We start from the raw sequence: 12,184 nt of genomic DNA on the forward strand, positions 1-12,184 counted from the left end.
TAAGTTTTAGTTAACTAAGCTGGTTTGAAAAAGTCGGCGTTAGCCTTAAGCTAGCGCCAACACAAACAGAAAACTTATGCCATTACGTTTGCTTCCGACATTGCAATGTCAGTAAGCTTGCTATCCGTTTCTTTTTCTTGATTTAAGGTGGTGGCCAACAACTCTCGTGCTTCCTCATGCTCCATTAAAGTAGCATAGGTTACCAAGCAACCGTAACTGGCAATTTCATAATGTTCTACCTTTTGTGCAGCGGCAATTAAAGCTGCGTCTAAGGCATCATTATCCTCAAATTCATCCATAATTTCTTCAGCTTCGTTAAGAAGACCTTCCATTGCTTTACATTTTTTGGCTCTTGGACTAAGATTAATGCTAGAGAACACTTGCTTAAGTCTTTCAATTTGTTCTTCAGTTTCGGCATGATGTGTCATAAAAGCATCTTTCAAATTTGTATTGTTTGCTTTGGATGCCATCTGCTTTAATCCTTTTAACAACTGCTTTTCTGCTCCTAGAATGTCCCTTAGTTCATCAACAAAGAGGTCGTGTAAATGAGCGTTGGGCATAGCATTTTCATTTCTTTCACTTTTCATCGTCTTGGTAATTTATGTTTATTGGATATTTATGAATTGAATACTGATTAAAGCGCGAGGAGAGCTGTTTTGTTTGTGGTTTTAAATAAACAGGTATTCAATTTCCGTAATGAGGTATTTTGTTTATGTTTTTTAGGTACAAATACTCGTTTTGCAGAGTCCAAAAACAAAATCATCTGATATTGCTTATTGTATTGTTAATTAAAATGTATTAAAATGGCAAAATATTCAAAAAAAGCTGGCGAAAAAGTAGAAAAAGCCATGCACGAAATGAAAGAAGGTGAGTTGAAAACCGGAACAGGTAAAAAGGTGACTTCTAAAAAACAGGCAGTAGCTATTGGATTATCGGAAGCAAGGGAGGCTGGAGCTAAGGTGCCTAAGAAAAAATCATAGATAATAAAGAGATGGAGAGCGAGAGCGTTGTGATATTAATTATCATTTGATGATGGAGGTGACTCGAGTATTTTTTGTTCATCGGTTAATTTTTCGGTATGGATAAACTCATCAACCTGAGCTTTTAACTCATTGAGCTTTGTTTCGGTAGCTTTTGATTTTTCGCGTAAGGCCCTTGATTTTTCCAACAAGCTTTGCGTCTCTTCTTTATTCTTATCCGTTTTATTACTCATGCTAATTGTGTTTACTCAAATATAACTAAACAACAAACCTTTATCCTTTTTATTATCAAAACGGGTAGTTGTAAAGTTAGTTACGCATTTGTACAGAGTATAAACACCTATGCGTTTTTACATGTTTAAATGTATGCCGTCTTCAGTAATTGCCCATATCAGCTATGAAGCCTCAAAAAAAGCTTTAACCGTAGTTTTCAACTCGGGTGATGTTTACGTGTATCAAGCTGTGCCCGAAAAAATCTATAAAGAATTTAAGGCCGCTATTTCTAAGGGCAATTACCTTAATCGTAAACTAAAAAAGTTGTTTCAGGGCAAAAAAATATCAGTGGATTAGTTGCGTTAAATACCTTTATATATCAATTAAAATACTTGATTTTGAGATAATTTGAACTTTTTAGCTGTATTTACGATTAGGTTAATAGAACTAAAGGAGTTAAAAATGAAATCAATAACAATCATATTCGCAATAATACTGTGTGCTGGAGCAATTAGCTGTAGCTCTGAAAAGAGAGACAATGCAATGGATGACACGTCAATAATAGATACCTCCATGAATGATTCCATAGATACCACTGGGGTGGCAGACACTGCAGGGGTAGACACCATGTATCGTAACAGTCCAGCCAAATCAGGTAAATAACTATACCATATACCTTTAAACATATATAGCAATGGAAATCCAATTTGAACAGAACAGAGATTTTAATCAATCTCATAGAGAAAGCTCAGTGACAGACACGAATGATAAAAATAGTAAACAACCACAAGGTAGGGAAGGTGACCCCAACCAGCGATTGGTAAATAGGGAAGAACTCAATACCGAAGAAAAGAAGCTGGATCGTAGACCTGCTGATGTAGAAGATGAAAATTTTAATCCTGAGAAAGATCGTACTTCATCGGCAATACCGGGAATACAAAGCGATTCTCAAAATACCACCCGTAACTCCGGCAAGCCTTTGGGCGAAGACCCTAATGTAAATGCAGAAAGAGAAAATAAAGAAGAGAACGATGAATTGGAAAAAGGAGACGGAAGATGAGCAAGATGATAGGAGACTTAAAAAGTTTAGTGAATATTCTTAACGATGGAAAGGAAGGGTATCTCTCTGCTAGCGAGGTAGTGAATAGCCTGGAGCTAAAGGAACTATTTTTACGTATGGCCTCTCAACGTATTGGTTATGCCAATGAACTTAAAAGCCATATTGCTTTGCATGGTGGCGATAGCGAAAATGAAGGTGGAGGTATTTTGGGGATTTTGCACCGAACTTGGATTGATGTTAAACAAGCTTTTAGTAGTAGAGAGGACGAGGCTATTTTGGAAGCCGTGGAAACAGGAGAGAAAGCAGCTCTTGAAAAATATGATGAGGTATTGGAAGATGAACCTACACATGCAGATCATTTAAGTTTACTGCAGAAACAGCGCACTGGGATTTTGGAAGCACTTAAGGAAGTGGAAACTTACCACATGAGATTAGAGAGATAAAGAAAATTTAGAGAGCAACGATGAAAGAGAAAAGAAATAACCTGCAAAAAGAGCAAGGCTCGGTGCAGCGTCAAACTCAGAAGAATGAAAGCTATAAAGATATTGTAGGCAACAATGAAGGACAGAATAGTGACGCAGAGTTTGGTATCATTCCTGCCTTACCAATTAAAAAACCTTATCAGAAGAAATCTGGTAAAGGCCAGCCTGACCTGAAAGAAATTGACGACGAGAAAATTATTCCTGGAATAAAAACCAAACGTAGCTATTGGAATTCAGTGGATTTTGAGGCTGATAACCTTGGAGGTTGGATGCCGATTTAAACTGTAGCTTAGGTTGGGTTTAGATAGGAAATTGAATATGGATAACCGTTTGCTGAGGAACGGAGTTAATTTCTATCGTACCGTTGAGCAGTTTTACTTTTGCTTCAATAGTTTTCAGCCCAATCCCTTTGGCCTTCTTCTCTGGGCTCTCAAACCCCTTGCCATTATCTTTTGCCAAAATATGCACCTGTCCATCGCTGATTGAAACATCAAGATGTGCTAATTTCGCCGAAGCATGTTTAACGATGTTTTGCGCCAGCTCCTGTGCAATTCTATAGATGGCTAACTGAATATATTTGTCAAGAGGAACTTCTGTTCCTGAAAAAGTACAGTTAAAGTGTGTTTCTCCCTTTAACTGTGCACAAATATCTCTAACAGCTGCTTTCAGCCCAAAGTCCTCTAAAATAGAAGGCATCAGTTCGTGTGATATGCGTCGGCTTTCTTGAATACACATACCTAATAGCTCTTTTGATTTGTGAAGTACACGAGCATTTTCCAAAGCATCGCCTTCATTTAAATTCATGCGTTCAAGTGTCGCTTTTACACCATAAAGTACTTGTCCTAAACCATTATGTAGGCTTTCTGCAATTCGCTTTCTTTCCTCTTCTTGCGCATTGAGTGTTGCTTTCAAAATCTCCTTTTGTTGTTTCTTTTCTAGCTCGCGACGTTCGTTGGTTAATTGTCGGTTTTTTTCTTCTAAAGCTTTTTGCTGAGTAATATCTTGTGAAACGCCTACAATATGGGTTGAAATGCCCTGGTCATCTCTCATGTATACAGTACTTTTAGAATTGATCCAGTGGATTTTTCCTTTAGAATCTACTAAGCGATAGGTAATTGATTTGACCTCTTTATAGTTTTTACCTCTCAGCTCATTTAAACTGGTATAAAAATTAGCTTTATCTTCGGGGTGGATAAATTTCTCGAAGAAATCAGCTCCCATCTTTTTAATTTCGCTGTGTGTTTTTTCCACCAATTGTTCAATGCGATAATTAGAATAAAATTGTTGCATGCTATCGAGATTGATGGCATATAGCATATCTGGGGCAGAATTTGCAATGCCTTGTATCATTGCTGAGTTTTGATTGAAAAGCTGTTCCGCAATTTTACGTTCGCTAATATCTAAATTGGTAGCCAATAAACTGTCGCCCATTTTAACGAACATACAAGAATACCATTTATTAAAATCCTCATAAGGGTAGAAATATTCGGTGCTGATCGGAGTGCCCGTTTCCATTACTTTCACCATCATATCAAATAGTCCAACTTTTTTTATTCCGGGATATTCCTTTAAATATCGTTTACCGATCAGATCAATTCGTCCTGTTTCTATTTCCAGTGCTTTATTGGTTAGCGTAATTGTAAAATCTATAATTTGATTATGTTTATCTCTTACAGCACTTAAAACCGACATGGCCATCAGGGTATTGTTGTAAATGGCCGATAATTCGTCTCTGCTTTCTTTTAGCTCTTTAGTTCTCTGGTAAACATCTTCCTCCAGTTTAATCAGATATTTTTCTTCCGATTGTTTAATGATCTCCTCTTGCTTTTTTTGCGCTGTGATATCCCAATGAATGCCTCTTATTTCTGATATGCCACTAGTGGAATGATAAATGCCCTTGCCACGTTCTTCGATCCACGCAATTTTTCCATCAATAGGCCTAATGATACGGTAGGTATGGTGAAATTCTTTTTGCTCCCTACTTGCATTTTGCAGTACCTGGAGGTGCGTGTCCCTATCTTCGGGATGTAGTAGCGTTGCAAAACCTTCACTTTCACTGTAAGACAAACTATTTTTTTCAAGCCCAAATACCGCCGACGAAAGCGGAGAAACGACTATATCGCCATTTTTAGACAGCCAGTGGAAGGTACTCATATTTGAAGCTGTTAAAGCCACATTAAGTTGCTCCTCCGAATGGTTAAGCGCATCTACTATTTTACTTTGTTCAATAAAAGCCCAGGTCCTTTCTGCAGTTTCTTCAATCAAATAGACTTCATCCTCAGACCATTGATGTGGTTGCGCCTGGTGTACCATTAAAATAGCCACTAAGTCTTCGTTTTTGATCAACGGAACAGCAGTCCAAACATAATTGCCTAAAATTTGGTGTAAAGAAGCATCCTTGATAGCCTTGTTTTTCTGACGTTGATTATTGAAAATAATACAAGTTTTCCCAGATTTCATTTCATCTAATTGTATACCCAAATCGGCAAGAGAATATAAACTTGGCTTAAATGCTGAGCGTTCATTTTTTTGGTACAGTCTGTCTATCTGTAAATGAGCGATGTTGCTAATGTAAACCACGCGGCCATAAAAAGCATATTCAGCATTAAGGTGTTGCCCAATAATTTCTATGGCTGCTTGTTGAATTTCAAGTGGTTCAGATAAAAAACGGACAGCTTCCATTAACTTAAGTAGATAAGCCTGTCTTTCTTGGTTTTTTTTGAGTATCTCTTCGGCTTTTTTTCTTTCGCTAATATCATTAAATAATATACCTACAATGTCTTCTCCCAGCTCTCTAATCGGAAAAGCCTCCACTTCGTACCAACCATTAATCAGTGTTGCGGGTAATTCAAAATGTGCCGAAGTTTGTGTTTTGGCAATATCGCCATATATTTTAAACCAATGACTTTCATGATTTGGCCATATTTCCCTCATGGTTTTTCCATCGTAGTTATGGATGCCTGTTTGTCCTTGAAAAGCCGGATTTGCTTCAATAAAACGATAATCAATGGCATTCCCGTATGCGTCCCATATCATCTCAATAATGCAAAAGCCTTGATTAATGGAGTTGAATAACGACGTGTATTTATGGCGAAGTTGTGCATTGAAATTTTCTTGGTTTCTGGTAAAATCGGTAATATCTCTTCCTATAGCGATTACGTTTTTTACTTTGCCATTTACGGTAAATTCTGGTACTAGTTTAATATCGTAAAAAACGGTGCCTTTTGGCGTTCTAAAGAAAATATTTAGTGTTTGTTTATTACCGTCTTTAAGCACCTGTTTTGTTTTTTCAATAAGGGTAGATATGTCGGCATGAGGCCAAATTTCGTGATGCGATTTTTCTAATGCATCTTCCAATAAAATTCCTGTTTTTTGAGTTAAAGCGGCATTGGCATAAATAAGATGAAGCTTATTGTCCCATTTGGTGACAATATCGGGTATGTTTGCTAACAATGTTCTGTAAAGATTTTCATTGCGTTTATCCTGTTCTATACAGCTGAAACTAATCACCACTCCTTCAGCAATAGGGTTCACGTTTAATTTGATCCAGCTTTGGGTATAAACAGAAATGTATTCGAAAGTACTTTGCTTTTTGTTTACAATAGCTTCGTTAACTTCTTTGAAATAATTGCTCTTTTTCGATTCGGGGAATAAGGTCCAGACGTTTTTTCCAAGCATTTCATTTTTGTCTTTTTTAAAGAATTGCTCAGCTTTTTCATTGATATAAATGAAATTGGCATTGTGGTCTAGCATATAGCAAGCTAGTGGAATTGCATTGAGTATGTTCGCAACGTCCGAAGATTTAGACATGTTAAAATAGTTTAGCTTCTTTATAACAGAAATCTGTGCATTTGGTTCTTTGTTTCTATCATTTAGATACGCTTTTTTAATCCCTGCGATAACGCGAAACTATTGTGATGCCTGGAGATTTACTTCGTGGTTGCATTATGCGGTCTTGCCTCTGTTTGAATAGCAGGGAATAAAGCTCTATAATTGGCATATGTACTCCGTGGTGGGTTTTAGCAGTAGATATAATTTGTTGTTGCAATGATGCATGAGAATTTCTTTAGTAATGATCAAGCAGAGTATTTTATCCAAATTATTTTAAAACAAAATGGAACACTTTCAATTATAAGATAAGATGATTTTTATACGAACCGAGTATTTGCACTTTTAGATAGGTATTTTGCTTCGCCTGAACCTAAATAATACTTGATTTTTTAAATCAAAAAGCAGAATGTAAGCTCATTTGTTTAGATATGATTAAACTATTACTATTTTTTTGAACAAAGTTATCCAAGTAGATCATGATTAATATTTTACTGGCAGAAGACCATAATATTGTTAGAAATGGCATCAAAATGTTGCTCGAATCCGATAAGGAAATACAAGTAGTAGGTGAAGCTGTAAATGGTTTCGAAGTGCTTGAACAGATGGCTGATAATAAGCTGGATATTATTTTAGTAGATATTAATATGCCAGAAATGGACGGTATGGAACTGCTTAGGGAAGTAAAGTTGAAATACCCACAAATAAAGGTAGTAATGCTTTCCATGCATGATAATGAAAAGTATGTGATTGAGGCATTTAAGCACGGAAGTGATGGGTATTTACTTAAAAATATTGGGGCCGACGAACTTATTTTTGCGGTAAAATTTGTCCAACAGGGACGGAAATATTTGTGTGCTGAGCTTACGATGTCAATGATGGATAGCCTATTGCAAAGTAAACAGTATCTGATTACCATGCCAGATAACGAAATTGATTTCTCACTAAGGGAATTGGAAATATTACAGCTCATTGCCGAAGGCCTTACTAATCTGGAAATGTCTGAGAAATTGTTCCTCAGCAAAAGGACCATTGAGGGACATCGGCAAAGTCTTTTGGACAAGACAGGATCTAAAAATTCCGCTGCATTGATTCGTTACGGAGTGCTACATGGGTTAATACAATAAACTAATTAGATACAAATACACAAATCATCACCTCGCTTAATGAAGATATTTGGAAAGAAATCTGTGTATATGCGGCAAAACTAATTGTAAAAAACCATTTCCTTTTACTAATGTTTATTTAGCATTAAGGCTTACCATCAGCTTGAAATTGCTCTCCATCACTATATAAATCTTAAAACGGATGAAATCGATTTGGAAAGGCGCAATTGGATTTGGTTTGGTTAACATTCCAGTAAAGTTGTATTCGGCAGTACAAAATAGTAATCTTGATTTGGACATGTTGGATAGTAAGGATATGTCTCGAATCAAGTACCAGCGTATTAGCGAAAGAAGCGGCAAGGAAGTGCCCTTTGAGCGTATTGTAAAAGGCTATTTGCTCAATGAAAATTACATTTTACTGGAAGATGAGGATTTTGAAAGTGCCATGCCCGAAAAAAACAAGCTGATAGAACTGGAAAGCTTTGTTGACATTGCGCAAATTAACCCTATCTACTACGAAACTTCTTATTATACGCAACCTGAGCCACAGGGCAAGAAAGCATATGCATTACTTTTAAAAGCATTGCAGAAAACAAAGAAAGCGGGGGTGGCCCGTTTTGTATTGCGTAGTAATGAGCATTTGTGTGTCATCCATCCACTAAACAATATGATTGTGATTACCCGTATCCGTTTTGAGGAAGAAATTAAGTCAACCAAAGACTTAGAAATGGAGGCGGTTACCGTAAAACCAAAGGAACTGGAAGTGGGCATGGCATTAATTAAGCAGTATAGTGCCGATTTTGATATTTCGGCGTTTAAGGACGAATATTCTAAAGAACTGCTGAAAATTATTAAGGCCAAAGCCAAAGGCAAGAAAACAGTGGTTAAAAAAATACGTCCAGAAAAAACGGTGAGTGATGATTTGTACGAACAATTGATGCAAAGTTTAAGCAAGAAAGGAGCTTAAAATGTCTTTAACGAAATATAGTCAGAAACGTGATTTTAAACAAACCGCTGAGCCAACCGGAGGAAAATCGACAGGCAAGAAACTTTCCTTTGTGGTACAACGCCATCATGCTTCGCATTTGCATTACGATTTTAGATTAGAGCTGAATGGTGTGCTTAAAAGCTGGGCAGTTCCCAAAGGACCATCACTAAACCCCAATGATAAGCGCTTGGCGATGATGGTGGAAGACCATCCTTACGACTATAAATCTTTTGAAGGCACTATTCCTAAAGGTAATTATGGAGCAGGAGTGGTGAATATTTTTGATGAGGGTACATATGAGCCTATTGATGATAAAACTAGCTTAAACAAAGGCTTGCATAGTGGCAATTTAAAATTTGTGCTGCACGGCAAAAAGCTAAAAGGTGAGTTTGCACTAGTGCGGATGAAGGACAGTGAGCACAATGCTTGGTTATTAATCAAACATAAGGACAAATATGCGGTAAGCAAAAAGTATAATGCCGAAGATGAAATTCCCGAAAAGGTAAAGAAAATGGGAAAGGACTTTAAAAACGAAGTTCCTGAGATTCCCAAAGCAAAACCGAAGTTAAAAAAGGAAGATCATCAGCCAATGCTGGCTAAATTGGTTAAATACGTAACCCAGGAAGAAGATTGGATTTTTGAGGAAAAGTTGGATGGTTACCGAGGAATTGCTAAGGTGAAAAAAGGCAAAGTTTCGTTGATCTCTAGGAGCGGTAAAAATTTGGGAGACAATTATCCAACCCTTGTTAAAGCTTTAGAAAATTTAAATATTGATGCGGTTTTGGATGGAGAAATAGTAGTTAGGGAAAAGGATAGGACCAGTTTTCAGGCTTTGCAGAACTATGAACCTTCTCAGAAAAAAATCAATTTGCACTACGCTGTTTTTGATGTACTGGAAATCAACGGTTCAGATGTAAGATCTATGCCATTGCACCAGCGTAAAAAACTTTTGGGGATGTTGCTGGATAACAACAACCAAAAAGATATAGAAATAGTGAAGGCGACCCAAACCCGCGGAAATGAATTTTTAGAGGAAGCAAGAAAACGTGGTTGGGAGGGCATTATGGCAAAAAATGCGGAAAGTTCTTATCTAAGCGGTACCCGAAGTAGCCATTGGCAAAAGATAAAAATACAGCAATCACAGGAAGCTATTATAGCAGGCTATACCAAACCTACTGGCAGTAGAAATTATTTTGGGGCCTTGGTCTTGAGTATCAAAAACCATCATAATAAACTGAGTTATATAGGAAATTGTGGCACTGGGTTTACAGAGCAATCGCTAAAAGAAATCTTTCAGCTTTTAGAACCTCTAAAAGCAGAGGAAAAGCCTTTTCCAGATCAAGTGCCTTTGCCTAGAAATATCACATGGGTAAGGCCAGAGGTGGTTTGTGAAGTTGTTTTTTCTGAATGGACTGATAATCACCATTTACGTCATCCCGTATTTAAGGGTATTAGGGAAGATAAAAAGCCAGATGAAATAGAACAAGAAATTGCAATTGTTAATCAAACCAACAACGTAATGCAGGAAGATGAAATCACCTTGAAATTTGGTAGAAAAACAGTTAAACTAACCAATCAGCACAAAATTTATTGGCCTAGCGAGAAAATTACCAAAGGGCAAATGTTGTCCTATTATCAAAAAATGGCCCCTTATATTTTACCACACCTTAAAGATCGACCATTATCATTGAATCGGCATCCGAATGGAATCAGCAAAGCTGGATTTTTTCAAAAGGATTTAAATACTGATCAAATTCCACATTGGATTAAATATGCCTCTTTAAAGTCGGAACACCTTCATAAAGAGATAGATTATTTAGTATGTAATGATGAGGCGAGCTTGTTATGGATGGCAAACTTGGGATGTATTGAAATTAATCCGTGGATGAGTACCTATCGCAAACCAGATGTGCCTTTGTTTGCTGTATTGGATTTAGATCCTCATGGTATCAATTTTAAGCAAACGGTAAAAGTGGCACTCACTGCTAAGGAGATATTGGACGAGATGGAAGTAATTTCTTTTGTAAAAACATCGGGCTCAAAAGGAATTCATATTGTGATACCACTGGCGGCATATGATTATGAGGTTTCTAAAAATTTTATCCATTATTTGGCTGGATTAATTTATGAGCAACATCCCGATATTACTAGTTTGGAACGCAGCCCGAGTAAGCGAAAAAACAAAATCTACCTCGATTATCTACAAAATAGAAAGGGACAAACCATTGTAGCACCTTATTCGCTAAGACCTAAGCCTGGTGCCACAGTATCTACCCCCTTACACTGGGATGAGGTAAATGAACATTTGAAAATAAGTGATTTCAGCATCTTTAATATTCCGGATAGAATTAAGGACGTGGGAGATTTGTGGGCAGATATTTATCAGGTGAGAAACAAGATAAAAAAACTGCTGAAAATCAATAACCGCCAATGATCTCATTTCATTAACTCACCTATTTCTAGATGGATATAGCCAAAAGATTTCCGGAAAATCCCTTGCTAAAACCGCAAAGTTTAGCCGCTAGCACTGTAAAACTACAAGTCATCTGTTTGCTTAATCCCGCTGCTTTTACCTATCAAAGCAAAACATATTTATTGGTAAGAGTGGCCGAAAGCGTGGCCCCGCAAGCAGGAAAATTGTTTATCCCGGTGCGTATGGCAAATGATCTTTTAGAGGTCATGGAACTTAAATTGGACGACCCTGACTTGATCAATACCGATGCCCGTATTATTAATTACAAGGGATTGGATTATTTAACGACCATTTCGTACCTCAGGTTGTTCAGTAGCGAGGACGGCGTTAGCTTTAGACCAGAAACCTTGCAATTGCACGGCATGGGCGCATTGGAAAGATATGGCATTGAAGATTGTAGGGTAAGTAAAATAGACGACACTTATTATCTTACTTATACCGCCGTTTCAGAAAATGGCGTAGCCGTAAGCCTACGTACTACCAAAAATTGGCAGCAATTTGAACATTTGGGCGTGATATTTCCGCCGCATAATAAAGATGTAGCCATATTTGAAGAAAAGATAAATGGAAAATTTTACGCTCTCCATCGACCAACCAGTAAAGAAATTGGCGGTAATTATATTTGGCTAGCCGAATCTTTAAACGGTAGCCATTGGGGCAACCATCAATGTGTTTTAAAAAGCAGGCCACATTATTGGGACAGTGCACGAGTGGGTGCAGGAGCAGCTCCTATTAAAACTTCCCAAGGCTGGTTCGCTGTCTATCACGGTGCTAATCATCAGCATCGCTATTGCTTGGGCGCAGTGTTACTTGACCTCAAAAATCCGGCCCAGGTGCTGGCTCGTACCGAAGAACCCATAATGGAACCATTGGAGAACTATGAAATAAGTGGCTTTTTCGGTTCAGTAGTATTTACCAATGGTCATTTGGTTAACGGCGATGAATTGACTATTTATTATGGTGCCGCCGATGAATTTATTTGCGGAGCCAAATTTTCCATTACTGAGATCATGGAGCAGTTGAAGTGGGGCTGATGGATTGTTTCTTTTTTACT

At 37.5% G+C, this 12,184-nt stretch carries 13 protein-coding genes; 10 read left to right on the top strand and 3 right to left on the bottom strand.

The window, feature by feature from the left end:
• Positions 1-74: 74 nt before the first annotated feature.
• Positions 75-587 (bottom strand): ferritin-like domain-containing protein, encoded by a 513-nt coding sequence (locus tag ABDV71_RS16095; RefSeq protein WP_343534347.1) that lies wholly within the window; start codon positions 585-587, stop codon positions 75-77.
• Positions 588-803: 216 nt separating this feature from the next.
• On the opposite strand from ABDV71_RS16095, the gene ABDV71_RS16100 reads away from it, so the two are divergent.
• Positions 804-980, top strand: a complete 177-nt coding sequence (locus tag ABDV71_RS16100) for a DUF6496 domain-containing protein (protein WP_343534349.1) — start codon at positions 804-806, stop codon at positions 978-980.
• Between the two features lie 35 nt (positions 981-1,015).
• Here ABDV71_RS16100 and ABDV71_RS16105 read toward each other — a convergent pair whose 3' ends face one another.
• Entirely contained in the window at positions 1,016-1,213 is a 198-nt protein-coding gene (locus ABDV71_RS16105; protein WP_343534351.1) for a hypothetical protein, read from the bottom strand.
• Positions 1,214-1,346: 133 nt separating this feature from the next.
• On the opposite strand from ABDV71_RS16105, the gene ABDV71_RS16110 reads away from it, so the two are divergent.
• The 5 genes from ABDV71_RS16110 to ABDV71_RS16130 all read left to right on the top strand — a co-directional run bounded on the left by ABDV71_RS16110 (position 1,347) and on the right by ABDV71_RS16130 (position 3,016).
• Positions 1,347-1,550, top strand: a complete 204-nt coding sequence (locus tag ABDV71_RS16110; protein ID WP_343534353.1) for a KTSC domain-containing protein — start codon at positions 1,347-1,349, stop codon at positions 1,548-1,550.
• Positions 1,551-1,655: 105 nt separating this feature from the next.
• On the top strand, positions 1,656-1,856 hold the full coding sequence (locus ABDV71_RS16115; protein ID WP_343534355.1) for a hypothetical protein: 201 nt from the start codon (positions 1,656-1,658) through the stop codon (positions 1,854-1,856).
• 31 nt (positions 1,857-1,887) lie between these two features.
• Positions 1,888-2,253 (top strand): hypothetical protein, encoded by a 366-nt coding sequence (locus tag ABDV71_RS16120; protein WP_343534357.1) that lies wholly within the window; start codon positions 1,888-1,890, stop codon positions 2,251-2,253.
• The gene (locus tag ABDV71_RS16125) at positions 2,250-2,696 is read left to right on the top strand and encodes a PA2169 family four-helix-bundle protein (protein WP_343534360.1); all 447 of its coding nucleotides are present in this window, start codon (positions 2,250-2,252) and stop codon (positions 2,694-2,696) included. The genes ABDV71_RS16120 and ABDV71_RS16125 overlap by 4 nt, the downstream gene beginning before the upstream one ends.
• Positions 2,697-2,716: 20 nt before the next feature.
• A complete protein-coding gene (locus tag ABDV71_RS16130; protein WP_343534362.1) occupies positions 2,717-3,016 on the top strand; it encodes a hypothetical protein in 300 nt (99 codons plus the stop codon).
• Between the two features lie 19 nt (positions 3,017-3,035).
• Here ABDV71_RS16130 and ABDV71_RS16135 read toward each other — a convergent pair whose 3' ends face one another.
• A complete protein-coding gene (locus ABDV71_RS16135) occupies positions 3,036-6,545 on the bottom strand; it encodes a PAS domain S-box protein (RefSeq protein ID WP_343534364.1) in 3,510 nt (1,169 codons plus the stop codon).
• Between the two features lie 497 nt (positions 6,546-7,042).
• On the opposite strand from ABDV71_RS16135, the gene ABDV71_RS16140 reads away from it, so the two are divergent.
• From ABDV71_RS16140 to ABDV71_RS16155, 4 genes are all read left to right on the top strand, one after another.
• On the top strand, positions 7,043-7,690 hold the full coding sequence (locus tag ABDV71_RS16140; protein ID WP_343534366.1) for a response regulator transcription factor: 648 nt from the start codon (positions 7,043-7,045) through the stop codon (positions 7,688-7,690).
• Positions 7,691-7,871: 181 nt separating this feature from the next.
• Positions 7,872-8,636 (top strand): Ku protein, encoded by a 765-nt coding sequence (locus ABDV71_RS16145; RefSeq protein ID WP_343534368.1) that lies wholly within the window; start codon positions 7,872-7,874, stop codon positions 8,634-8,636.
• Between the two features lies 1 nt (position 8,637).
• Positions 8,638-11,091: a DNA ligase D gene (ligD, locus tag ABDV71_RS16150; protein ID WP_343534370.1), complete on the top strand. Its 2,454-nt coding sequence runs from the start codon at positions 8,638-8,640 to the stop codon at positions 11,089-11,091.
• A 29-nt stretch (positions 11,092-11,120) separates the two neighbouring features.
• The gene (locus ABDV71_RS16155) at positions 11,121-12,164 is read left to right on the top strand and encodes a glycoside hydrolase family 130 protein (protein WP_343534372.1); all 1,044 of its coding nucleotides are present in this window, start codon (positions 11,121-11,123) and stop codon (positions 12,162-12,164) included.
• Positions 12,165-12,184 lie beyond the last annotated feature (20 nt).

The organism is Pedobacter sp. (assembly GCF_039594775.1).
Lineage (GTDB): Bacteria > Bacteroidota > Bacteroidia > Sphingobacteriales > Sphingobacteriaceae > Pedobacter.